The organism is Arthrobacter sp. SAFR-044, from assembly GCF_051965175.1.
Lineage (GTDB): Bacteria > Actinomycetota > Actinomycetes > Actinomycetales > Micrococcaceae > Arthrobacter.
This window is the reverse complement of the sequence record NZ_JBQCMK010000005.1, coordinates 234,674-256,928: the sequence shown is the minus strand read 5'-3', so window position 1 is coordinate 256,928 and position 22,255 is coordinate 234,674. Positions and strand designations below refer to the sequence as shown.

The window sequence follows — 22,255 nt, the reverse complement described above, 5'->3', positions numbered from 1 at the left end:
GGTCAATGAAGACTTCCCTTTGCTCCGGCATCGTGCTCAAAACGCTCGCCGCGGCCGCCACGGTCGCCATGCTCGCCGCTGGCTGTACTCCCGCATCGTCGACCGACAGCGGCGGAAACGTCACGGTCCGCTTCACCTGGTGGGGCAACGACCTGCGGAACAAACAGACGCAGCAAGTGATCGACGCCTTCCAAGCCTCGCATCCCAACATCAAGATCCAGGCTGAACCCGGCGTGTGGAGCAGTTACTGGGACAAACTGGCCACCACCACGGCCGCGAACGACTCTCCGGACGTGATCCAGATGGACCAGGCCTACATCGCTGAGTACGGCGGCCGGGGTGCACTCCTGGACCTGTCCAGGCAAAGCAACATCGACACGTCGAAGATCGACCAGGATGCTTTGAAGTCCGGGCAGGTGGGCGGCAAGCAGTACGGCCTGAGCACCGGGCAGAACGCCAAGGCCGTGATGATCAACACCAAAATGTTCCAGGATTACGGGGTGCCCGTCCCGGACGACAAGACCTGGACCTGGGATGACTACGCAAAGACTGCCTCCGCTGTGGCCGCTGCGGCAACCAAGGCGGGCCAGACCAACTACGGCAGTTCATACTCGCTGACGGACTCCGACCTGAACACCTGGGCCATGCAGCACGGCGAGTCGCTTTACTCGGCCGATGGCGGACTTGGCTTCAAGGAGGCCACGGCCACGTCCTTCTTCCAGAACGTGCTGAACCTGCGCAACAAGGGAGCTGCCCCTCCGGCCAACATCGCCACGGAGGACATCAGTGCGCCCGTGGAACAGACCCTGTTCGCCACCGGCAAGACGGCAATGTCCTGGTGGTGGACGAACCAGGTCAACGCCCTTCAGTCTGCACTGAAGACCGACGTGAAGATCCTCCGCGCCCCCAGCTCCGCCGGCAGCGCCAAAGAGAACGGCATGTCCTACAAGCCCTCAATGTTCTGGTCCGTTTCCTCGAGGAGCAAGCACCCTAAGGAGGCTTCAGAAGTTGTCAACTACATGCTCAACAACCTGGATTCGGCGAAAACGATCCTGACCGAGCGCGGCTTTCCCACGAACACGGATGTCCAGGCGGCCATCGATCCACAGCTGACGCCAGCGGATAAGGCCGCTGCGGCATTCCTGAAGGACATCAAGCCGGATCTCAGGAGCGGCCCTCCTGTCCCTCCCACCGGTTCTTCCGGGGTCCAGGCGTTGATCCAGCGCTACAGCACCGACGTCCTCTTCGACCGCAAGTCCCCCGCCGACGCTGCCAACGGCCTGATGCAGGAAGCAAAGGCCATGATCGACTCGGCCAGGAAGTAAGTCAGGAAGCACATCGCCAACAAGAACGGCGGACACCCCACCAGCAGGGTGTCCGCCGTTCCTGGCTCCCAGGCCAGCGCGCTGCCGGCACAGGGTGCCCGGACCTCCGTGCTAGGCGTGGCCTGCCGCCTGCATCTGGCGCAGCTCCTTCTTCAGTTCGCTGACCTCATCGCGGATCCTTGCCGCCACCTCGAACTGCAGTTCAGCCGCGGCTCCATGCATTTGTTCCGTAAGTTGCTGGATCAGGCCCACCAGGTCCTCGGCCGGCGCGGCCGCCAGGCCATCGGTACGGACCTTCGCCGCGCCCTTCTTAGCCCCGGCTTTGTTTGCCCCCGTGATGCCTCGCTTGCCCTTGCCGTAGTCGAAGCTGCCCAGCAGTGCATCCGTATCGGCGTCTTCCTTGGCCAGTTGGTCGGTGATGTCGGCGATCTTTTTCCGCAGCGGCTGCGGGTCAACGCCGTGCTCGGTGTTGTACGCCACCTGGATGGCCCGGCGCCGGTTGGTTTCGTCAATGGCGTGCGCCATGGAGTCGGTGATCCGGTCCGCATACATGTGCACCTGGCCGGAGACGTTGCGGGCGGCACGTCCGATGGTCTGGATCAATGAGGTGGAGGACCGCAGGAAGCCTTCCTTGTCTGCGTCAAGGATGCTGACAAGGGACACTTCGGGCAGGTCCAGGCCCTCACGGAGCAGGTTGATGCCAACCAGGACGTCGAACTTGCCCATCCGAAGTTCGCGGAGGAGCTCGACGCGCCGCAGGGTGTCAACATCCGAGTGCAGGTACTCCACCTTGATGCCGTGGCCCATCAGGTAGTCGGTGAGGTCCTCCGCCATCCTCTTGGTCAGGGTGGTGACCAGGACGCGCTCGTCCTTCGCTGTACGGGTCTTGATTTCCCCCAGCAGGTCATCGATCTGGCCCTTGGTGGGTTTGACCACCACCTCGGGATCGATGAGGCCGGTGGGACGGATGATCTGCTGCACGAATCCGTCGGCCTTGCCGAGTTCATACTTGCCCGGCGTGGCGGACAGGTAGACGGTCTGGCCGATGCGTTGGAGGAATTCGTCCCATTTCAGCGGCCTGTTGTCCATCGCCGAGGGGAGTCGGAAACCGAAGTCCACCAGGTTCCGCTTCCGGGACATGTCACCTTCATACATGGCGCCGATCTGCGGGATGGTCACGTGGGATTCATCCACCACCAGCAGGAAGTCGTCGGGGAAATAGTCCAGGAGGCAGTGCGGCGCTGTTCCGGGTGCACGGCCATCAATATGCGAAGAGTAGTTCTCGATGCCGTTGCAGAAGCCCATCTGCTGCATCATTTCGAGGTCATAGGTGGTCCGCATCCGCAGCCGCTGTGCTTCCACCAGTTTGTTCTGGCTTTCCAGCACCTTAAGCCGGTCGGCGAGCTCGTCCTCGATCCGCTTGATGGCCCTTGCCATACGTTCGGGGCCGGCCACGTAGTGTGAAGCCGGGAAAACATACATTTCCTCTTCATCCCGGATTACCTCACCGGTCAGTGGGTGAAGCGTGTGGATGTTCTCGATCTCATCGCCGAAGAATTCGATCCGGATGGCCAGTTCCTCGTACATCGGGATGATCTCCACGGTGTCGCCCCGGACCCGGAACGTTCCGCGGTGGAAGTCCATGTCATTGCGCGCATACTGCATGGAAACGAACTTGCGCAGGAGGTCGTCCCGGTTCATCTCCGCCCCCTTCCGCAGCGTGACCATCCCGGCGATGTATTCTTCGGGCGTACCCAGGCCGTAGATGCAGGACACGGTGGCCACCACGATCACATCGCGGCGCGTCAGCAGCGCGTTGGTGGCGGAGTGGCGGAGCCGTTCCACTTCCTCGTTGATGGAGGAATCCTTCTCGATGAAGGTGTCCGTCTGCGCCACGTATGCTTCGGGCTGGTAGTAGTCGTAGTAGGAAACGAAGTACTCCACCGCGTTGTTGGGCAGCAGTTCGCGGAACTCGTTGGCGAGCTGGGCGGCGAGGGTCTTGTTCTGCACCATCACCAGGGTGGGGCGCTGCACCTGTTCGATGAGCCATGCGGTGGTGGCGCTCTTACCGGTACCGGTGGCACCGAGGAGCACCACGTCCTTTTCACCGTTGTTGATGCGCTCGGTCAGCTCCGCAATGGCGGCGGGCTGGTCCCCCGCGGGCTTGAATTCGCTGATGACTTCGAAGGGCGCTACAACACGGTTGACTTCCTGCGCAAGGCTCATGGATCTAATTTACAGCCGGGCACCGACACTGGACGGCCCCTTCCGTTACCGGCGAACATCGGCCGGTGCCCGGGCCGGTGTCAGGAAGCGTACGACGGCGGTTCCCACCCGGTTGCCTCAGCCCACGCGGCCATCTGGGGCCATGCGACGTCCGTGAACCACGGTTCCTTCGCCTCCGCGTAGAAGCTGGTGGTGCCCGAATCGGCGTGCCGGGCGGCGAGGCCCGCCTTGTGCGCTGCGTACAGCCGGAGCGCGGAGGGATCGTTACGCAGCCAGTCGCGGAACATGAGCGCATACCGCCAACCCGCCGATCCAGCCGCCCGGACATGCACGTTCACGGCGCGGCACGGGTCCGCGTTGGCGTGGAAGCGCTTCAACCATGCGGCCGGGTCCGGAGCATTGGGCTTTGGAGTATCCGATTCGACGTCCCGTACCGCCGGAAAGCCTGCTGCGGCCAGGAGAGGTGCAATTGTGGCCGCAACCTCAAGGTCCGGCACCGTCACCTGCAGGTCAATGACGTCCTTCGCCGGCAGGCCGGGAACAGATGTGGAGCCAATGTGGTCCACGGCCAGGATGAGGTCGGGTGCGGCCGCCACCAGCCGGGCCGCAATCCTGGCCGCCTGCTGCGCCCACTCGTCGCGGTGTGGTTCCAGCACCGGTCCCCCGTTCCGTTTTGCGCGTTCCCCGGCCGCAATGTTGCCGGCGTATGGCACCAGGCGGGCGTCCCACAGCCTGTCCACCTGGTCCAGCAGGTTCTGTACGCTGCCCGAGTTGTCCAGGACGACGTCGGCCGCGGCCAGCCGGTCGCTCCGCGACGCCTGCGCAGCAATTCGCGCCCGCGCGGCGTCAGCGGTCATGCCGCGAAGTTCCACCATGCGCTGCAACCGCACGTCGTCCGGCGCATCCACCACCACCACCAAGTGGAAAGCGGACCCCTGGCCGGTCTCCACCAGGAGGGGAATGTCCTGGACCACCACGGCGTCACCGGGCGCCGCGGCCGTCATGGCTGCGGCGCGGGCGCGCACCAGCGGATGGACGATGCCGTTCAATGCGGCGAGGCGCTCTGGATTGCCGAAGACCGCCGCGCCGAGCCGGGCGCGGTCAAGCCGCCCGCCGTCGTCGAGCATTCCTGCCCCGAACTCCTCCGCGATGCGCTGCAGCCCTTCGGTCCCGGGTTCCACAACTTCCCGGGCCAGCGCGTCCGCGTCTACCAGCACGGCGCCGCGTTCCTTCAGGAGCGCGGCCACCACCGACTTCCCCGAGGCGATCCCGCCTGTCAACCCGATTTTCAGCACACCCCCACCCTACTGAACCGGCCGGGCCTTCTGAACGCGCCGGGCCACGCCCCATGGCGGCGTTAGACTGGGCCGGATGCAAGAGCAAGAGAGCCGGGCCACCTCCTACACCACGCTGGCAGCCGGGCCTGATTTCCGCCACGAGATCGAGATCAGGCGCTCGAGGTTCATTACCGTCCTGCGCCGCGTCGAAACCGAAGAAGCCGCCCGTGACCTGGTGGCCGGCCTGCGCCGCGAATTCCACGATGCACGGCACCACTGCTCCGCCTTCATCATCGGTCCGGACCGGGACATCCAGCGTTCCAATGACGACGGCGAACCGTCCGGAACAGCAGGCATCCCCATGCTCGAGGCGCTTGCCAAGAGGGAAACGGCACCCGGGGTGGCCGATCTCAGCGACGTCAGTGCCGTCGTCGTGCGGTATTTCGGCGGTGTCCTGCTGGGGGCCGGCGGATTGGTGCGCGCCTACTCGGAATCGGTCTCCACCGCCCTGTCCCTGGCGCCGATGGTGCGCCGGAGCAGGCTGCGCATCTGTGCCGCCGAAGTGCCGCATGCTGCTGCCGGCCGGCTGGAGAACGACCTGCGGTCCGCAGGATTCGTGATGGCAGAAACAAGCTACACCGCCCGGCACACCGTCCTGCGGGTGGCCGTACCGGATGAGGCTGCCTCCCTTGAGGCAGCCGCCGAACGCGTGCAGCTGCTCACAGCCGGGAGTGCCGCCCTGACCGCGGAGGGAACGGAGTGGGTGGATGTCCCGCTTGCCTGAGGTGTCCCTGGTGGACGTGGACGAAGAAGTGATGGACCAGCTCCTGGACCTCGCCAAGCGGGATGCGTCCCCGGATGAGGTTGCTCCCCCGCTCGGCGGGCCCGGCTGGAACCTTGAACGCACGGCCTGGTTTTACGGCTACCACCGCGCCGCCGCGGAAGGCCTTGAGGGGGCGGCCGGCGAGAAGTCCTGGGGAATCCTTGCCGATGGCGCCCTTGCCGGATCCATCCGGCTGAAGCGTGTCGGATCCGGCGACGGCCGGGAGTCGGCCGAGACCGGCATCTGGCTTGGCCGGAGCTTCCGTTCCCAGGGGATCGGCGGTGGCGCCCTGGACCTCGTCCTGGCGGAGGCCCGCCGGGCGGGCCTGACGCGCGTCACCGCGCGTACCCTGTCCGGGAACCTCAGCGCCCAGCGGCTGCTCGCCGCAGCCGGCGCGGCACTGACGCACGACGACGACGGGACGGTCCTCGCCGTCGTCGACCTTTAATCACAACGGGTTAAAGCACAACGGGCCCCCGCTTTCGCGGGGGCCCACTGTGTCAGCCCGGGAAGTCCAGGCCGGTGGCAATTAGTTGCCGGTCAGCTTCTCACGCAGGGCAGCAAGTGCCTCGTCCGAAGCCAGGGTGCCGGCACCGGTGTCGGTGGCAGCAGGCTCGGAAGAGTAGCTGGTGGTGCCGGAGTCGCTGTCACCGGACGTTGCAGCTGCAGCGTCGTCGGCAGCGTGCTGGGCAACCTGCTTCTTGTGTGCTTCCCAACGGGTCTGGGCGTCAGCGTACTGCTGCTCCCAGGCTGCGCGCTGGTTCTCGTAGCCCTCGAGCCATTCGTTGGACTCGGGGTCGAAGCCCTCGGGGTACTTGTAGTTGCCCTCTTCGTCGTACTCTGCGGCCATGCCGTACAGAGCGGGATCGAATTCGGTGCTGTCGGCGTCGACGCCCTCGTTGGCCTGCTTGAGGGACAGCGAGATGCGGCGGCGCTCGAGGTCGATGTCGATGACCTTGACGAACAGTTCGTCGCCAACGGAGACAACCTGCTCAGCCAGCTCAACGTGGCGCACGGCGAGCTCGGAGATGTGGACCAGGCCTTCGATGCCGTCTTCGACGCGGACGAACGCACCGAACGGAACCAGCTTGGTGACCTTACCCGGAACAACCTGGCCGAGGGCGTGGGTGCGGGCGAAGGTCTGCCACGGATCTTCCTGCGTAGCCTTGAGCGACAGGGAGACGCGCTCGCGGTCCAGGTCGACCTCGAGAACCTCGACGGTGACTTCCTGGCCAACTTCGACAACCTCGGACGGGTGGTCGATGTGCTTCCAGGACAGCTCGGAAACGTGAACCAGGCCGTCTACGCCGCCCAGGTCCACGAAGGCACCGAAGTTGACGATGGAGGAAACGACGCCGGGACGGACCTGGCCCTTTTCCAGCTTGTTGAGGAACGTGGAGCGGACCTCGGACTGGGTCTGCTCGAGCCATGCACGGCGGGACAGGACCACGTTGTTGCGGTTCTTGTCCAGCTCGATGATCTTGGCTTCGATCTGCTGGCCGATGTACGGAGCAAGGTCGCGCACACGGCGCATCTCGACGAGGGATGCGGGCAGGAAGCCGCGCAGGCCGATGTCGAGGATAAGACCACCCTTGACAACCTCGATGACGGTACCGGTGACGACACCGTCTTCTTCCTTGACCTTCTCGATGTCGCCCCAGGCACGCTCGTACTGAGCACGCTTCTTGGAGAGGATCAGACGGCCTTCTTTGTCTTCCTTGGTGAGCACCAGGGCTTCGACCTGATCGCCGACGGAGACAACGTCCCCGGGATCAACGTCGTGCTTGATGGACAGCTCGCGGGAGGGGATGACACCTTCGGTCTTGTAACCGATGTCGAGCAGGACTTCATCGCGGTCGACCTTGACGACGGTACCTTCGACGAGATCTCCGTCGTTGAAGTACTTGATGGTGGCGTCGACAGCTGCGAGGAAGTCCTCAGCGGTACCGATGTCGTTAATGGCGACTACGGGGGTACCGGGCTTCTCGGTGGAGGTGATGGTCATGTAGTAGGGGCTCCGTTGTGGATAGTTAGTCGGTCAGGCAAACCGGCGCGCCCGCGTCATGGAACGCAGGCGCGATTCGCGGAGAATCCGACGGATTCTCCGGGTCATCCTGATTTGTGGATTGCTTTCAATGCAGTCTTTAGGGGACCGCAAGCGCGTGCACGTGGTACACGCCCGTTTATTCTAGTCGTTGCCGGCAACAGGGGTCAAAGCGGCGGCGCAGGAGGCGTGCGGTTTCAGAAGTGGGTCAGGCAGTGCGTTGCCCGTTCAACAGCGAACATCTGTCCGGCCCTGAATGCGGCACCTTTGGTGTGTTCGGAAATCCTTCCCGCAGCCGCAAGGATTACCGGGCAGACGCCACCAAGGTACATGGAGGACAACGCCGAGACATCCATGGCCAGGTCCGGTTCCTCCCCCGGGCCGAGGCGTTCGACGGCGGCCTGGCCGCCTTTGACTTCCAGCGCAAAGGTTCCTGCGGTGAGGCCCAGCGGGTCCCCCACCTCCAGGACAAGCCTTCCGTCCGAGGGGAAGTGCCGGGCCTCCAGGGCCTTCCGGACGTCGAGGATCCGGAGCCAGAGCATGTCTCTGCTGTCTGACGCTTCGATGCAGCGCGGATCCGCAAGGGCCCACGCCAGGGGATCGTCCACCGGGGCCTCGTTCCAGGAGACGCGGTCCACGAGGTCGATGGCGGCCAGGTACTGCCAGAGTTCAAGGTAGGCGTGGTCGGTGGCGGCCACGAGATCCACCACCTCCACGGTGACCGGCTCGGCCTCCCAGCCGAGGAACTTGTAGGAGACGTAGCCGTCGATGGCGCCGTCCGGACCATAATGCAGCGCGGCTTTGATGGCCGGGTCCTCCTTGCCCTCCCGGCTGAGCGACCCCGACGCGAGCTGCCAGTACCAGTGCTGGCGCCCCAGGGAGCCAGGGGTGTGGCGGTGAACGCGGTCGAAGACCTTCGGGGCAACCTCGAGCAGGACTTTGGGATCCGCCACTTCCACGCTCCCCGCGGCCTGGTGGCGCAGTTCGAACCGGGCGGTGGTGTCCACCTTGACAGACCGCTCCATGCTGGCAACGCCATACCCGAAACGCCCGTAAATGCTTCCCTCGGAGGCGGTAAGGGCGGCAACGGCGATGCCGTCCTCCTTGGCTGCCTGCAGGTCCTCGCCCATCATGCGGCGGAGCAGGCCGCGCCGCCGGTGCGAGGTGCGGACGGTAACAGCGGTGACCATCTGGGTTTCGAGCATCCGGCCAAAGCCGACGTTGAGGGTTTTCCGGAACGTCCCGAAGGTGGCAACGGGCACCTCGGCCGGCAGCGAGGACTGCGCTACCGTGCCTGACTGGTAGGCGCCGGTGAAGATCCTGCCGTCCGCCTGGTACGTGGCCATGGAGCGCGCCACATGTTCCGGGGTGCGGGTGGAGTCATGGAAGCCGAAGGCAACCGCCCTGGCCCAGGCCTCTGCTTCCGCGTAGCCGGCACTGCCTTTAGTCACGGCAGGGAAGCGCCGGATCTCATAGTTTCCGCTCAGATCGCCCATTCACCCGAGCCTAGTTATGAATCCGGCGCCTGACCAGCGCAAACATTCCCCGTTGCGCCGCTTCAGTGCCCGCCCGGTCCTAGTGGCCGGCGTCGTACCAGCTGGGCCCGACGCCGATCTGGACTTCCAGCGGCACGCTGAGGTCGGCAGCGGCGGCCATTTGTTCGGTGACGAGCTTCTCGACGGCGGCGCGTTCGCCCGCGGCGACCTCGAGGACCAGTTCGTCATGGACCTGGAGCAGCATCCGGGATTTCAGGCCCTGCCCCTGCAACTCAGCGTGGACGCCCAGCATGGCGCGCTTGATGATGTCCGCGGCTGAGCCCTGGATGGGGCTGTTGAGCGCAATGCGCTCGGCGTTCTCGCGCAGCTGCCGGTCGGTGCTGGTGAGGTCCGGCAGGTAGCGGCGGCGGCCCTCGATGGTGGCGGTGTAGCCATCCACCCTGGCCTGGTCCACCACTCCGCGAAGGTAGTCGCGGACGGCGCCGAAGCGGTCGAAGTAGTCCTTCATGAGGGTGCGGGCTTCGTCGACGGAAATCTCGAGCTGCTTGGACAGGCCAAAGGAGGTCAGGCCGTAGGCGAGGCCGTAGGACATGGCCTTGACCTTTGACCGCATGGCGCTGGTGACCTGGTCCGTGGGGACGTGGAAGATGTTGGAGCCGACGAACCGGTGCAGGTCCTCGCCGTCCTTGTACGCCTGGATCAGGCCGGCGTCGCCGGAGAGGTGCGCCATGATGCGCATCTCGATCTGGGAGTAGTCCGCGGACAGCAGGCACTCGTACCCGTCGCTGACCACGAAGATGCCGCGGACGCGCCGGCCTTCCTCGCTGCGGATGGGGATGTTCTGCAGATTGGGGTTGTTCGACGAGATCCGGCCGGTGGCCGCGACGTTCTGGGCGTACGTGGTGTGGATGCGTCCGTCGTCGGCCACGGACTTCTTCAGCGACTCGATCATCTGGCGCAGCTTGGCGGCCTCCCGGTGCGCCATGAGCTGCACCAGGAACTCGTGCCCGGTCTTCTCCAGCAGGTTCTTCAGGGACGCGGCGTCCGTGGTGTAGCCCGACTTGATCTTCTTTGTTTTGGGGAGCTGCAGTTCGTCGAACAGGACGGCCTGCAGCTGCTTGGGCGAGCCAAGGTTGACCTCGTGGCCGATCGCGGCGAATGCCTGTTCCTGCGCCTGGTCGATGACCCGGGCAAGGTCGGCAAGCTGGTCATCCATCTTGTCCATATCGATTGCAATGCCCGCCAGTTCCATGTCCGCCAGGACGCGGCTGACCGGCAGCTCAAGGGTGGACAGCAGTTCTTCGGCCCGGCGGTCCTTGAGCTCGTCCTCGAAGTAGCGGCTCAGTGCCAGGACAACGGCGCCGGCCTGGACCAGGGCGTCGGCGGCTGCAGTGTCGTCGCCGTCGAAGGACAGCTCCAGCTGCCCCGCCTTGGCCGTGGCGGCCGGGATGCCCACGTTGAGGTGGTGCTGGGCGAGCTCGGCGAGTTCGTAGGTGCGGCGGTCCGGCTGGATGAGGTAGCCCGAGATGGAGGTGTCGTCCACCACGCCCTCCAGCTCCAGGCCGCGGGCCGTCAGCGCCTTGAGCGCGGCCTTGAAGCCGTGCATCACCTTGGGTGATTCAGGATCGCGCAGCCATGCGGCCAGCACGTTTTCGGTCTCCGCGTCCTGGCCACCAAGCTCGACGTAGACTGCGGCGTCGCCCCGGACGATGGCCAGCGCGGCGGCATCCTCGCCGATCCGGCCCGGGACGAGGTCGACGGCGAGGGCGGACCGCTGCCCGGCGCCGGCAGCCAGGAAGGCGGCCAGTTCGGCGGCGCCGGCGGGGCTGGTGTAGTCCGGGGTTTCGATGCTTTCCCGTTCAGCGGCCGGGGTGTCTGCGTCGCCGTAGAGTGCGAACAAGCGGCCCCGGATGGCCTTGAACTCGAGCTGGTCGAAGAGGTCCTCGATGGCTGCCTGGTCCGGGCGCGGCTGGTACAGGTCATCCAGGGTGACGGGTAGCGCGAGGTCGGTGTGGAGCTGGTTCAGCCGGCGGTTGCGCTTAACGGCGTCAACGTTCTCCCGGAGGGCATCGCCCACCTTGCCGCCGATGGAATCAAGGTGTTCCAGGACGCCTTCGAGGCCGCCGTACTGGTTGATCCACTTGGCCGCCGTCTTGGGTCCGACGCCGGGCACGCCAGGCAGGTTGTCAGCCGTCTCCCCCACCAGCGCGGCGAGGTCGGAGTAACGGGAGGGGCTGACGAAGTACTTCGCTTCGATGGCGGCGGCATCCATCCGCGGGATGTCGCTGACGCCCTTGCGCGGATACAGCACGAAGACGTTGTCGGTGATGAGCTGGAAGGCATCCCGGTCACCGGAGACGAGCAGGACCTCGAACCCTGCCTTTTCACCCATCGCGGCAAGGGTTGCCAGGATGTCGTCAGCCTCGTACCCGGGCATCTTGATGGTCTTGATGCCCCAGGCCTCCATGACCTGGCCAATGAGGTCGATCTGGCCACTCATCTCGCGGGGGGTTTCGTTCCTGCCGCCCTTGTACTCGCTGTACTCGGTCTTGCGGTGGGTGGATTCGTCAGAGACGTCGAACGCAACCGCGATGTGGGTGGGCTGCTGCTCCTTGATGAGGTTGATCAGCATGGAGGTGAAGCCGTGGATGGCGTTGGTGTGCTGGCCGTTGGAAGTGGAGAACTTGTCCGCCGGCAGGGCGAAGAAGGCGCGGAACGCCATGGAATGGCCATCCAGGACCAGCAGCCGGGGCTGGTCGGTGATGGGAATGACCGGCGCTTCAGTAGCTGAAACAGAGCCACCGGCGGCGGGGGCAGCGGACTTCGCAGCAGGCCTGCGGGCGGAAGACGAAGGCTGCACGGGAGCCCCCTCGTCGAGCGCCGGGGACGGGAAAGGGGCCGGTTTGGTTGTTTCACTCACAGGTGCCAGCCTAGTTGCCATGACAGACAATTTCACGCCGGGTGCTTTCGCCGAAGAGCTGGCAGCCGCCGGTATTCCCGACCATATGCATGACTGGCTGGGCGCATTCGGCGTTGGCGCCCTGGTGGTCAAGATGGGAATCCATTTCCTGGAAATGAGCCCCGAACGCACAGTCGCCACCATGCCGGTCAAGGGCAATACGCAGGTGGCAGGAATCCTGCATGGCGGTGCTCATGTGGTGTTGGCGGAGACCTTGGGGTCGTTTGCCGCCGGCATGCATGCAGGCCCGGGGCGCCACGCCGTCGGCATTGAGGTCAACGCCACGCACCACCGGTCCATCCGGAAAGGCCTGGTGACGGGTACCTGCACCGCGATCCACCTGGGCAGGACCCTGGCCACTCACGAGATTGTCATGACGGACGCCCAGGGGCGCCGCCTTTCAACCGCACGGATCACCAACATGCTGCGGGACAACGCCGGCTGAGGCAACGCGTCAGGACTGCGGATCCGTTCCGGCATGCAGCAGGTACCGCAACTCCACGATCCCCCGCCCCAAGGTGCGCGAGGCAGTCAACTCAAGCGGCGGCGTCGGCCCCTTCATCGGCAGCAGCCGTTTCCCCTCACCCAGCACCACGGGGATGACGGAGAGGATGATCTCGTCCAGCAGGCCGGCGTCGGCGAACTGGGCCGCCAGGTTGCCGCCGCCCACCACCCAGGTGTTCCGGTCCCGGGCGGCCTGCCGGAAGTCTGCGACGAATTCGCGCACGTCCCCGCGCACAAACGTGACGTCCGCGCCGTCCGGCGCCCGGTGTTCGTGGTGCGCGAAGACGAAGCAGGGCGTCCCGGAATACGGCCACGCGCCGGGCTCATGCTCCATCAGCCAGGCATAGGTCTCCCCGCCCATGACGATGCAGCCCACGCGTTCGATGAAGTCGTTGTAACTGTCCGCTCCGCCCTCGAAGCCGTCGAACTGCAGCAGCCAGCCGAGGTCGTCCGTGGACGTTGCGATGAAGCCGTCCAGGGACGCGGCGACAAAGTATTGGATGCTCGGCATTGCCCCAGCCTAGCCAGCAGCCCGGACCCAGCCAACCCCGCCCGGCCAAGGCACTCCGGCTGCCCGGAGGCCTCGGCAGAAAGGCGCCTACTTGGAGAAGTAAGGGATGATCAGGTACAGCCCCAGGAGGACCGCCAGGCCACAAAGGCCAAAGCACATGTAGGCAAGAGACCGCTTGACGCGGGGGGACGTCTGCTGGGCGTCGGCGGCAATGGCTGTAAACCGGACGCCGAGCGAATAGAGGGTGACCACGATTGCCGCGGATACGAGGGTGGTACCTGCAACGGTCAGGAGTTCCAACCACTTCATCGCTGATTCTCCTTGGAATTCCTGGCCTTGGCGTCGGCCTGCGCTTTGGCTTTTGCTTCGGCCCTGGCGCGGGCCATGGCCTTCTTCTTGGCGAACCGGACGGCCTGGCCGGCTTCCTCGCTTGGCGAACCGGACGGCCTGGCCGGCTTCCTCGACCTCGACGGCGTTCTGGTGGCTCACGGAGGACTTGCGTGAGTAGAAGAACATGAACAGGACCGCGGCGCTGCCGGCGATGGCGGCAATGAGGACACCCACGACGCCGGTCTTCACCAGCAGGGCGGTCAGGGCACCGACGATGCCGGCGGCCGGCAGGGTGAAGAGCCAGCCCAGCGCGATCTTGCCCACCATGTTCCAGCGGACGGTGGTGCCACGGCGTCCCATTCCGGAGCCAATGACGGAACCGGAGGCTACCTGTGTGGTGGAAAGGGCAAAGCCGAGGTGCGAGGAGGCCAGGATGGCTGATGCGGTGCTGGTCTCGGCCGCGAAGCCCTGGGCAGGCTTCACCTCGGTCAGCCCCGAACCCATGGTGCGGATGATGCGCCAGCCGCCGGCATAGGTGCCGATGGCGATGGCCAGGGCGCAGGCGGTAATCACCCAGAGTTGGGGACCGGAACCGGGCGCCTGGCTGCCCGCAGCAATCAGGACCAGCGTGATGATGCCCATGGTCTTCTGGGCGTCATTGGTTCCGTGCGCCAGGGCCACCAGGCTTGACGTGAAGATCTGGCCGGTGCGGAAGCCGCCGCGCTTCTGGGTGAGCTTGGTCCCTGTTTCGGGATCGTGGCGGGCCGTGAGGGCATAGGCCAGGCGGGTGCAGACGTAGGCGGCAAGGCCGGCTATCACAGGAGCGAAGACGGCCGGAAGGATGACCTTCTGGAGCAGGCTCTCGAAGTTGACAGAGCTGAATCCTGCCCCGACAACGGCGGCGCCGATCAGGCCGCCAAAGAGGGCGTGGGAGGAGCTGGACGGCAGGCCTTTCAGCCAGGTGACCATGTTCCACAGGACCGCACCCATCAAGCCGGCAAAGATGATCTCCGGCGTGATCTGTACTCCGCCGGAGCCTTCGCGGATGATGCCGCCGGACACTGTCTTGGCCACCTCGGTGGACAGGAAGGCGCCCACCAGGTTCAGGACGGCCGCCAGGGCCACCGCTGTCCGGGGCTTGATGGCACCCGTTGCGATAGGCGTTGCCATGGCGTTCGCGGTGTCGTGGAAGCCGTTCGTGAAGTCGAAAAATAGTGCCAGTCCGATGACCAGCGCCACCATGAAGGTGATATCCACCTGTTGCCCAATCTGCAGAGTCGACGTTCAGCAGTTTCTCCTACCAGGCTGCCTTGGACAGCATAGTTCACCAGCTGTTTGCGTGGAATGATTTGCGGTGTTGGCAGAACCGGCGGGAAACCTTATCGATCGTACGCGTCCCCCGCATGAGGTCAAAACACGGGTTGGGCCAGGAAGGCATAGATCCTGGCCAGTTCGGCGGGCGTGATTCCGCGCCGGGGATGGGGCGAGACGGTAAGGATCCGCCTGCCCAGGAACCGTGCCCACCGCTGCGCTTCCGCCTCGAACGCCAGTTGGTCGTCCACCCAGGCAACAGCGTCGGGCCCGGTGTTTTCGACGTCATCCTGGATGGCCCGGAGTTTCCACCAGCCGGTCCCGCCGGCCGCCCCGTCCGCGCTCAGGTACGGCCATCCGCTGCCCTTGAGCCCGACGGCGGGACACAGGTACAGGGGCGCCAGTTCCTCCCAGCTGGTGAGCCAGACACAACGCACCCCAGGCGTCAGGGCCAGGGAGTTCAGCCCCGCCACGAGTTCCGCGGCGAACGCGACGGGCAACAGTCCCGCGTCGGCTTGCTGCCAGGCGGAACCCCAGCCGGTGGTTCCTTCGGGGCCGAACGGGCAGACCACGCCGTCGACGTCCAGGTAAAGCGTGCAACCCATGCGGCAACCCGGGCAGCTTCAGCCCTGGTGGGACTGTGCCGGACGGGGACCCGTACCCAGTTCCGGGGCGATCTTTCCCTCAAGGGCCGCCAGGGTGACGTCCGGGAGGACGATAAGGCCGTCCAGCTCATGCCGGGCCCGCTTGTAGGCTGCCTGCCGTTCGGCCGGAGTTGCGGCCTGGTTCTCCGCGAGCATGAGCAGTTGGCGGGCCGTGGCCAGCCGTTCACGCTCGGGGCCGCTGAACTTGCTGTCCCTGATGCGCCGGGCTTCCCGCTCGGCCAGGTCGAGGGCCACCGCAAAGTTGTTGACCGCCTGCCGGTAGGCCGCCAGGCCGGACACGGACCGGAGGTCCCCGGCGGACACTGGGCGCTGGCCGTCGGCATCCCGCTTGGCGCGAAGAAAGGCCACAGTGAGGGGTTCACGGACGTCCGTCATGAGGGGGAAGTCGATGAGCTTGCCCACGTCGAGCTCATACTCGAGCCACCGGCGGTTGGTGGCGTCATGGGTGGCCATCAGGGCCAGCACCTCGGCCTCGGACGCCTTCTCAGGCTCCGCCGCCTGGTTATTGGGCCCGTCCAGTCCAGCCCGGTGCCGGTACCGTCGTTCTCCGGCGCGCCGCCAGCCGCTTGCCCAGCGGCCGGCGAACGCCATCAGTGGAAACACCATCCACCACTTATCGGACAGGAACTCCATGAAGGACCTCACCCGTTAATCCTCGCAGCCCGGGGCCCTGTCCTCAAGAAGTGGGTCCTGTCCTCAAGAAGTGGATCCGGCCTCAAGAAGTGGGGCAGGTCCGGCGGGGGCCAGGCGGTCCGGACGCCGGCCCCCGCCCGGTGGGTCAGGGAGCGGCCGTCGCCTGGGCTGCGTTGACGTTGACCAGCCAGGCGACACCAAACCGGTCCGTGCACATGCCAAAAACGTCACCCCAGGGTGCCTTCTCCATGGGAACAGTCACCGCTCCCCCGTCGCCGCTCAGCTTCTCGTAGTAGCCGCGGAGCTCCACCTCGTCGTCGCCGCTGAGCGAGATGGAAATGGAGGATCCAGGGTGGTACTCCATGCTGTTCGGAGTATCAGCGCCCATGAGCACCAGACCCTGCGTTGTGGTCAGCATGCCGTGCATGATCTTTTCCGCTTCCGAAGGGTCTTCGCTGGCCTGGAAGTCGGCGAACGTGCTGAGCGTCAGTTCGCCGCCGAACACGGACTGGTAAAAGTTCATGGCGTCGCGGGCATTGTCGCGGAAGCTGATGTAAGGGTTGAGAACTGTGGGCATGGCAGGATCTCCTTCACAAGGGGCCGGGAATTGCTTCGGCCAGCACTTTGGCACTCATCATCCTGCCCCATCCAGCGGCGGCCGGGTAGGGGAAGATTCCCCCGTCCACCCCTCGGTTCATGGTGCGGCGCGGCCCACGGGAACGTAGGCTCGGGGGCATGGCCAGATTCTTTGATGTTCATCCCCACGACCCCCAGCCCCGCGCCATTGCCCAGGCGGTGAAGATCATCCGCGACGGCGGCCTGATCGCCTACCCCACGGACTCCTGCTACGCGTTGGGGGCACAGATGGGAAACCGGGAGGCCCTGGACCGGATCAGGAGCATCCGGCACCTGGATGACAAGCATCACTTCACGCTGGTCTGCCGCGATTTCGCGCAGCTGGGACAGTTCGTGAACATCGGCAACGACGTTTTCCGCAGCATCAAGGCCGTCACCCCCGGAAGCTACACCTTTATCCTGCCGGCCACCAAGGAGGTTCCCAAGCGCCTGCTCCACCCAAAGAAGAAGACGGTCGGCGTGCGCATTCCGGATAACAGGGTGGTGCAGGCGCTGTTGGCCGAACTGGGCGAGCCGCTGCTGTCGAGCACGCTGCTGCTGCCGGACGAGGAGGAACCGCTGACGGTGGGCTGGGAGATTAAGGAACGGCTGGACCACCAGGTGGATGCCGTGATCGACGCCGGGGACTGCGGCGCCGAGCCCACCACCGTTGTTGATTTCTCAAGCGGGGTGGCCGAAGTTGTGCGCCGTGGCATGGGCGATCCGTCCCGGTTCGAGTAGCCCCCCACCGCCCCGTGGAACTGCCTGCCGCCCGGGGCGCTTTAGTCAGTCCTGCTTGCGTGCCCTGCTGGGCTGCACCCGCGGGGGTTCTCCCGGCATCTTGGGGTAGTCGGGCGGGAAGGGCAGCTCTCCCAGGCCGGCTTTGCAGTCGCGGTCCCACCACTCCAGCAGGGTGTCGATGGTTCCGGGGTTGGCCTTGAAATCCGCCCAGGGGTCTCCGACGGTCTTCAGCCGCCCGGGCACCGTGAGGATGGTGAAGTTCTTTGGATCCGCCTTTTCCAGTTCATCCCAGGTGATGGGGCAGGAAACCGGCGCGTGCGGGAGGGCCCGCGGACTGTAGGCGCCGGCGATGGTCCGGTCGCGGTTGGCCTGGTTGAAGTCCAGGAACACCCTCTGGCCCCGTTCTTCCTTCCACCAGGCCGTGGTTACCTTGTCCGGGATGCGCCGCTCCACTTCCCGGGCGGCAGCAATGACGGCGTGGCGGACGTCCAGGAACTCGCGGGTGGGCTCGATCGGGGCGTAAACGTGCAGGCCCCGGTTCCCGGAGGTCTTGATGAAGCAGGTGAGCCCAGCCTCGGCCAGCACTTCCTTCAGCACCAGGGCAGCGGGGACTGCATCGTCGAAATCGGTGCCTGGCTGCGGGTCGAGGTCGATCCGCAGCTGGTCCGGATTGTCGGTGTTTTCCGCGCGGGACGGCCAGGGGTGGAACACCACGGTGTTCATCTGCACGGCCCAGACGGCGGCTGCGGGCTCGTCGAACACCAACTGCGGGTGGGACCGCGCGCTCGGGTACACCACCTTGACGGACCGGATGAAGTCCGGCGTGCCTTTGGGCGGGTTCTTGGAGAAGAACATCTCGCCGTCAATGTTGCCCGAATACCGCTGGAGTGACACGGGGCGGTCCCCGTTGGCGGCCATGAACGCCTCCCCCACATCGCAGATGTAGTTCACCAAATCGAGTTTGGTGAGTCCCAGGTCCGGCCAGAGTACGCGGCTGGGACTGGAAATGCGCATGTCGCGCGGCCCGTTGGGTCCTTGCACAGTGATGGTGGTCTGTTCACTCGCCATGGGGACAACGTACACCCCGCCACCGGCAGGGATGGGTACATCCGCCGCCCTCCGGCATGATGGTCCCATGCCAGCATCCGATGACCAGCTCACCGTGGCCGTGGGCGACGCTTCTTTTTCCGCCGTCTACGCCCGCCCGGAAGACCCCACCGCCACTGTGGTGGTGGCGCACGGCGCAGGCGCCGGCATGGAACACCCGTTCCTTCGCGGCTTCACCGATGCCCTGAACAACCTGGGACTGGCCACCGTTCGCTTCAATTTCCCCTACCGGGAGGCGGGACGGAAGTTCCCTGACCGCCCTCCCATGGCCATCGCCGCCTGGCGGGCCGCCATGGCCGCCGCCCACGCGCAGGCCGGGGCCCACGGTGACCGCGGCCCGCTCTGGGCGGCGGGCAAGTCGTTCGGGGGAAGGATGGCGTCCATGGCCGTTGCCGATGGCATGGACGCGGCCGGGCTGGTCTACCTGGGCTATCCCCTGCACGCTCCCGGGAAGCCGGAGAAGCTGCGGGATGAGCACCTGTACGGGCTGGCCACACCGATGCTGTTCCTGCAGGGCACCCGGGACACGTTTGCCACCCCGAAAATCCTTGAGGGCGTCGTCTCCCGGATCGGGCCCACCGCGGTGCTCCAGTGGGTGGAGGGTGGCGACCACTCGTTCGCGGTGGCGGGAAAGAAGCGGCCCGCCGACGAAGTGGGTGCGTCCCTGGCAGCCCCCGTGGCCGTGTTTATCGCTGCGCACAGCTGAGGAGGCAGCTAGGCAGCGTCCTCGTGCCACCACCCTTCCCACGCGGCCGAGGTGAGCCGGCCGGCGGGAAACTCACCGTGCACCGCGCCACTGGAGGGCCCGCCGTCATTACGCCGTGCATCGTCGCCGCTGCCGCCATCGAGCAACAGGTTCCGGCCGTTCAAGAGGTTCAGGCTGTGCAAGAGAAACATGGTTCCGTCCTTCCTGGGGGTGTATGGACACCGCCGTCCACGTAGGAAGGAGCGTACCCAGTGCATGTTTCACCGGGGCGACGGGACGTTTCGGCCGTGTATCGGGTATCTCACCTACCCCTCTCCCTAGTGCCAGGGGCGCCGGGGCACGGCTACCTGCGCTGCTTGGTGCGTGCGGTGGCCGGGGCTGACCAGGGGTCCTCCGGCCACGGGTGCTTGGGGTAGCGGCCGCGCATTTCGCCACGGACCTGGGTGTACGGGCCGGACCAGAAAGACGTCAGGTCATCCGTCACCGCGAGGGGCCGCCGGGCCGGGGAGAGCAGATGGAACAGGACCGGGACACGGCCGTCCACCAGCCGCGGGGATTGGGCCAGCCCAAAACACTCCTGCAGTTTCACGGCGACGACGGGGGGTGCACCCTCGTCGCCGGGTTCCGGGTAATCGATCCGGACCCGGGAGCCGCTGGGGACCTCAAGGTTTTCGGGGGCGAGCTCACCCAGCCGGGCAGCTTCCGGCCAGGGCAGCAGGCGGCGCAAGGGGTCCGCCAGGTCAACGGAGCCGACCGGCTTCCCGGCGGCAAGGGCCTCGAGCTCGGGTCCCAGCCACTCGTCCAGCCGGTCCAGCAGCGCCCTGTCCGACACATCGGGCCAAGGCTCCCCCAGCTCGCGGTGCAGGAAGGCAAGCCTGCGCCGGAAGGAGGCCGCCGCCGTCGACCATGACAGGGCAGCCAGCCCGCCGGTCTGCAACGCGGCCGCCACAGCCTGCTTTCCCTGTCCGGCGGTGGGACGCACCGGTGTTTCGGAGAGCACTATGGAACCTAGCCGCCGTGTCCTGCGGGCGCTCAGCCGGCCCCCGGTGAATTCCGCTTCCACGGTGTCGGCCAACAGGTGCGACGCTGCTGTTTCGGCCATGGCGGGGGTCAAGGCTGCGGCGGAACGGATGACGGCGCCGGTCCCGGCCGCGTCCCGGCCGCCGGCGCGGGACACTTCGGCTACGGCCAGCCACTCGTGGCCGGACAAGGTGCTGCCTGCGGGCGGGCCTGCCCTGGTGCCGGAAGCCAGCAGGTACTGCCCGGCACCCCCGCTGCCCGGCACACGGTGGGCTACGCGGTCGGGAAAGGCCAGGGCGACGACTGCGCCGACAGCCTCGGAGCCGCCGGCGGAACTGGCCGGAACCGACGCGGCATCTGCGTCCTGCCGCCGCGCCAAGGCAGCGAGCCGCCTGGACTCGTCCGCCCAGCGCTTTCCCGCCGGGCTTTTGTCAGTACGGAGCTGGGCCAGCAGCCGGGGCAGGTCACCGCCGGGTGCCCGCTGGTCTCCGGAGACCGCGGCCACCACCTCGGCGGCGAGCTGCCGGCCGGCGGAGGCGCCGCCGTCGAGCAGCGCCCGGGCCAGCCGGGGATCGGCGGGGATGGCCGCAAGGGACCGGCCGGCGGGGGTTACCTGCCCGTCGTCCGATACCGCGCCGAGCTCCCGGAGCACCTCGACGGCTTCGTCCATGGCCAGGCGGGGCGGCTCATCCGGGAGCGCGAGGCCCTTGCCGCCCGGCGCTCCCCAGCACGCGAGGGTGAGGGCTGCGCCGGTCAGGTCCGCCACGTTGATTTCCGGGGTGACGTGGGCAGGAGCCGCGCCATAGGCCTGCTGCGAGTAGCAGCGGACCACCCGCCCGGGGCCTTGCCGTGCGGCGCGGCCGGCCCTCTGGTCTGAGGACGCCCGGGAGCAGGAGACAGTGACCAGCCCGCTCATGCCGCGCCCTGAGTCCCGTCGCGGTTCCCGGGTCAGCCCCGAGTCGACCACCAGCCGGACGCCGGGCACCGTCAGGGAGGATTCGGCGAGATCGGTGGAGACAATGATCCGCGGGGGATCCCCGGGACTCCGCCCCGACACGGCCCGGTCCTGATCCGCTGCGGGCACCTGGCCGTGAAGTTCCAGGACATCCACGCGGCGGCCCAACCGGCCACGGAGCGCCGCGGCCACGTGGGAGACTTCCCTGGCGCCGGGCAGGAACACGAGTGCATCGACCGCGTTGTCTCCAGCGAGGGCCCGGGCGTGGGCATCTGCCGCAACCGCGGCAACATGGTCCAGGAAGGCGGGCGCCACGCCCCTGGTGTCCAGCCGTGCCGCCGGAGCCGGGAGCCACTGTGCTTCAAGCGGGTAATTCACCGAAGGACAGCCGACGACGGGAGCCGGCCCCCCGCCGTCGCGATCCCCCAGCAGCGCTGCGAACCGTGGTGCGTCCAGCGTTGCGGACATGGCGACGACGGCGAGGTCGCCGCGCAGCGCGCGGACCTCCGCGATCATGCCGACCAGGAGGTCCGTTTCCAGGCCGCGCTCGTGCACTTCGTCCAGGACGACGGCGGCCGTCCCGTCCAGCCCCGGGTCTGCCAGCAGGCGGCGCAACAGGATCCCCGGCGTGACAAACTCAACCCGCGTATCCGGTCCTGCCTGGCGTTCCCCCCGGACGGTATAGCCCACGCGGCCGGCAACTCCGCTGCCGTCAAGGGCGGAAAGGCGGCGGGCGGCGGCACGGGCGGCAACACGCCGGGGCTGGGTGACGATGATGCGCCCGGAGCGGCCATAAAGATTGGCGAGCAGCGGCGGAACGAGTGTGGTTTTACCGGTTCCCGGTGGCGCCTGCACAACAGCCGCCCCGCATTCCAGTGCCTGCTGCAGTGCGGGCAGGGAGGCTTCGAAGGCGAGGCCGGCACCGATGGCCGCGAGGTTGAAGGCGTCGGCGGCAGGGTTGCCGTCAGGAGGAATCATGCGTCCATTTTGCCCTGACGGGGAAGCGG

19 protein-coding genes and 1 pseudogene are annotated in these 22,255 nt (G+C 66.5%); 6 read left to right on the top strand and 14 right to left on the bottom strand.

The annotated features are described in order from the left end of the window. Nucleotides 1-5 precede the first annotated feature (5 nt). Entirely contained in the window at nucleotides 6-1,325 is a 1,320-nt protein-coding gene (locus ACTHQS_RS10365; protein ID WP_440168360.1) for an ABC transporter substrate-binding protein, read from the top strand. 111 nt (nucleotides 1,326-1,436) lie between these two features. Here ACTHQS_RS10365 and uvrB read toward each other — a convergent pair whose 3' ends face one another. Next, complete coding sequence (gene uvrB / locus ACTHQS_RS10360; protein WP_440168358.1) at nucleotides 1,437-3,551, bottom strand: excinuclease ABC subunit UvrB; 2,115 nt, start codon at nucleotides 3,549-3,551, stop codon at nucleotides 1,437-1,439. 80 nt (nucleotides 3,552-3,631) lie between these two features. After that, on the bottom strand, nucleotides 3,632-4,846 hold the full coding sequence (gene coaE, locus ACTHQS_RS10355) for a dephospho-CoA kinase (protein ID WP_440168356.1): 1,215 nt from the start codon (nucleotides 4,844-4,846) through the stop codon (nucleotides 3,632-3,634). Between the two features lie 76 nt (nucleotides 4,847-4,922). On the opposite strand from coaE, the gene ACTHQS_RS10350 reads away from it, so the two are divergent. Next, nucleotides 4,923-5,612 (top strand): IMPACT family protein, encoded by a 690-nt coding sequence (locus tag ACTHQS_RS10350; RefSeq protein WP_440168354.1) that lies wholly within the window; start codon nucleotides 4,923-4,925, stop codon nucleotides 5,610-5,612. Then, nucleotides 5,596-6,099 carry a GNAT family N-acetyltransferase gene (locus ACTHQS_RS10345; protein ID WP_440168352.1) on the top strand — a complete coding sequence of 168 codons (504 nt, stop codon included), beginning with the start codon at nucleotides 5,596-5,598 and terminating at the stop codon, nucleotides 6,097-6,099. The genes ACTHQS_RS10350 and ACTHQS_RS10345 overlap by 17 nt, the downstream gene beginning before the upstream one ends. Before the next feature lie 81 nt (nucleotides 6,100-6,180). On the opposite strand, the gene rpsA is transcribed toward ACTHQS_RS10345, so the two are convergent. The 3 genes from rpsA to polA form a co-directional block, all read right to left on the bottom strand. Beyond that, nucleotides 6,181-7,656 carry a 30S ribosomal protein S1 gene (gene rpsA / locus ACTHQS_RS10340; RefSeq protein WP_142031173.1) on the bottom strand — a complete coding sequence of 492 codons (1,476 nt, stop codon included), beginning with the start codon at nucleotides 7,654-7,656 and terminating at the stop codon, nucleotides 6,181-6,183. A gap of 236 nt (nucleotides 7,657-7,892) precedes the next feature. Beyond that, nucleotides 7,893-9,191 (bottom strand): GNAT family N-acetyltransferase, encoded by a 1,299-nt coding sequence (locus tag ACTHQS_RS10335; protein ID WP_440168349.1) that lies wholly within the window; start codon nucleotides 9,189-9,191, stop codon nucleotides 7,893-7,895. Nucleotides 9,192-9,270: 79 nt separating this feature from the next. Beyond that, entirely contained in the window at nucleotides 9,271-11,913 is a 2,643-nt protein-coding gene (gene polA / locus ACTHQS_RS10330) for a DNA polymerase I (protein ID WP_440168467.1), read from the bottom strand. A 217-nt stretch (nucleotides 11,914-12,130) separates the two neighbouring features. Here polA and ACTHQS_RS10325 point away from each other — a divergent pair, with 217 nt between their 5' ends. Further along, on the top strand, nucleotides 12,131-12,595 hold the full coding sequence (locus ACTHQS_RS10325) for a hotdog fold thioesterase (RefSeq protein ID WP_440168347.1): 465 nt from the start codon (nucleotides 12,131-12,133) through the stop codon (nucleotides 12,593-12,595). Between the two features lie 9 nt (nucleotides 12,596-12,604). Here the strand turns inward: ACTHQS_RS10325 and ACTHQS_RS10320 are convergent, their stop codons facing one another. The 6 genes and pseudogenes from ACTHQS_RS10320 to ACTHQS_RS10295 form a co-directional block, all read right to left on the bottom strand. Further along, nucleotides 12,605-13,165, bottom strand: a complete 561-nt coding sequence (locus ACTHQS_RS10320; RefSeq protein ID WP_440168345.1) for a dihydrofolate reductase family protein — start codon at nucleotides 13,163-13,165, stop codon at nucleotides 12,605-12,607. A gap of 426 nt (nucleotides 13,166-13,591) precedes the next feature. Beyond that, nucleotides 13,592-14,752: pseudogene (locus ACTHQS_RS10315) on the bottom strand (anion permease); the annotation flags it as partial. 152 nt (nucleotides 14,753-14,904) lie between these two features. Continuing rightward, complete coding sequence (locus ACTHQS_RS10310; protein ID WP_440168343.1) at nucleotides 14,905-15,411, bottom strand: HAD domain-containing protein; 507 nt, start codon at nucleotides 15,409-15,411, stop codon at nucleotides 14,905-14,907. An 18-nt stretch (nucleotides 15,412-15,429) separates the two neighbouring features. Continuing rightward, nucleotides 15,430-16,104: a hypothetical protein gene (locus ACTHQS_RS10305; protein WP_440168465.1), complete on the bottom strand. Its 675-nt coding sequence runs from the start codon at nucleotides 16,102-16,104 to the stop codon at nucleotides 15,430-15,432. Nucleotides 16,105-16,249: 145 nt separating this feature from the next. Then, nucleotides 16,250-16,681, bottom strand: coding sequence for a VOC family protein (locus ACTHQS_RS10300; protein ID WP_440168341.1), 432 nt, complete (start codon nucleotides 16,679-16,681; stop codon nucleotides 16,250-16,252). A gap of 13 nt (nucleotides 16,682-16,694) precedes the next feature. After that, on the bottom strand, nucleotides 16,695-16,841 hold the full coding sequence (locus ACTHQS_RS10295) for a hypothetical protein (protein ID WP_440168339.1): 147 nt from the start codon (nucleotides 16,839-16,841) through the stop codon (nucleotides 16,695-16,697). Between ACTHQS_RS10295 and ACTHQS_RS10290 the strand changes: the two genes are divergently transcribed. Continuing rightward, complete coding sequence (locus ACTHQS_RS10290) at nucleotides 16,840-17,460, top strand: L-threonylcarbamoyladenylate synthase (protein WP_141160539.1); 621 nt, start codon at nucleotides 16,840-16,842, stop codon at nucleotides 17,458-17,460. The two genes, ACTHQS_RS10295 and ACTHQS_RS10290, sit on opposite strands and share 2 nt — an antisense overlap. 45 nt (nucleotides 17,461-17,505) lie before the next feature. Here ACTHQS_RS10290 and ligD read toward each other — a convergent pair whose 3' ends face one another. Continuing rightward, nucleotides 17,506-18,528 carry a non-homologous end-joining DNA ligase gene (gene ligD / locus ACTHQS_RS10285; protein WP_440168336.1) on the bottom strand — a complete coding sequence of 341 codons (1,023 nt, stop codon included), beginning with the start codon at nucleotides 18,526-18,528 and terminating at the stop codon, nucleotides 17,506-17,508. A 67-nt stretch (nucleotides 18,529-18,595) separates the two neighbouring features. On the opposite strand from ligD, the gene ACTHQS_RS10280 reads away from it, so the two are divergent. After that, nucleotides 18,596-19,273: an alpha/beta hydrolase family protein gene (locus ACTHQS_RS10280; RefSeq protein ID WP_440168334.1), complete on the top strand. Its 678-nt coding sequence runs from the start codon at nucleotides 18,596-18,598 to the stop codon at nucleotides 19,271-19,273. Between the two features lie 8 nt (nucleotides 19,274-19,281). Here ACTHQS_RS10280 and ACTHQS_RS10275 read toward each other — a convergent pair whose 3' ends face one another. Next, nucleotides 19,282-19,464: a hypothetical protein gene (locus ACTHQS_RS10275; protein ID WP_440168332.1), complete on the bottom strand. Its 183-nt coding sequence runs from the start codon at nucleotides 19,462-19,464 to the stop codon at nucleotides 19,282-19,284. Between the two features lie 152 nt (nucleotides 19,465-19,616). Further along, the gene (hrpB, locus tag ACTHQS_RS10270) at nucleotides 19,617-22,226 is read right to left on the bottom strand and encodes an ATP-dependent helicase HrpB (protein ID WP_440168330.1); all 2,610 of its coding nucleotides are present in this window, start codon (nucleotides 22,224-22,226) and stop codon (nucleotides 19,617-19,619) included. Between the last annotated feature and the right edge of the window lie 29 nt (nucleotides 22,227-22,255).

Coding starts and splice junctions, on each gene's coding strand:
- ACTHQS_RS10335 (WP_440168349.1), bottom strand. CDS start 9,191: ATGGGCGATCTGAGCGGAAACTATGAGATCCGGCGCTTCCCTGCCGTG.
- ACTHQS_RS10295 (WP_440168339.1), bottom strand. CDS start 16,841: ATGCCCCCGAGCCTACGTTCCCGTGGGCCGCGCCGCACCATGAACCGA.
- ACTHQS_RS10305 (WP_440168465.1), bottom strand. CDS start 16,104: ATGGAGTTCCTGTCCGATAAGTGGTGGATGGTGTTTCCACTGATGGCG.
- ACTHQS_RS10280 (WP_440168334.1), top strand. CDS start 18,596: ATGCCAGCATCCGATGACCAGCTCACCGTGGCCGTGGGCGACGCTTCT.
- polA (WP_440168467.1), bottom strand. CDS start 11,913: ATGGCGTTCCGCGCCTTCTTCGCCCTGCCGGCGGACAAGTTCTCCACT.
- rpsA (WP_142031173.1), bottom strand. CDS start 7,656: ATGACCATCACCTCCACCGAGAAGCCCGGTACCCCCGTAGTCGCCATT.
- ACTHQS_RS10365 (WP_440168360.1), top strand. CDS start 6: ATGAAGACTTCCCTTTGCTCCGGCATCGTGCTCAAAACGCTCGCCGCG.
- uvrB (WP_440168358.1), bottom strand. CDS start 3,551: ATGAGCCTTGCGCAGGAAGTCAACCGTGTTGTAGCGCCCTTCGAAGTC.
- ACTHQS_RS10325 (WP_440168347.1), top strand. CDS start 12,131: ATGACAGACAATTTCACGCCGGGTGCTTTCGCCGAAGAGCTGGCAGCC.
- ligD (WP_440168336.1), bottom strand. CDS start 18,528: ATGGCGAGTGAACAGACCACCATCACTGTGCAAGGACCCAACGGGCCG.
- ACTHQS_RS10350 (WP_440168354.1), top strand. CDS start 4,923: ATGCAAGAGCAAGAGAGCCGGGCCACCTCCTACACCACGCTGGCAGCC.
- ACTHQS_RS10310 (WP_440168343.1), bottom strand. CDS start 15,411: ATGGGTTGCACGCTTTACCTGGACGTCGACGGCGTGGTCTGCCCGTTC.
- ACTHQS_RS10300 (WP_440168341.1), bottom strand. CDS start 16,681: ATGCCCACAGTTCTCAACCCTTACATCAGCTTCCGCGACAATGCCCGC.
- ACTHQS_RS10275 (WP_440168332.1), bottom strand. CDS start 19,464: ATGTTTCTCTTGCACAGCCTGAACCTCTTGAACGGCCGGAACCTGTTG.
- hrpB (WP_440168330.1), bottom strand. CDS start 22,226: ATGATTCCTCCTGACGGCAACCCTGCCGCCGACGCCTTCAACCTCGCG.
- ACTHQS_RS10345 (WP_440168352.1), top strand. CDS start 5,596: ATGTCCCGCTTGCCTGAGGTGTCCCTGGTGGACGTGGACGAAGAAGTG.
- ACTHQS_RS10320 (WP_440168345.1), bottom strand. CDS start 13,165: ATGCCGAGCATCCAATACTTTGTCGCCGCGTCCCTGGACGGCTTCATC.
- ACTHQS_RS10290 (WP_141160539.1), top strand. CDS start 16,840: ATGGCCAGATTCTTTGATGTTCATCCCCACGACCCCCAGCCCCGCGCC.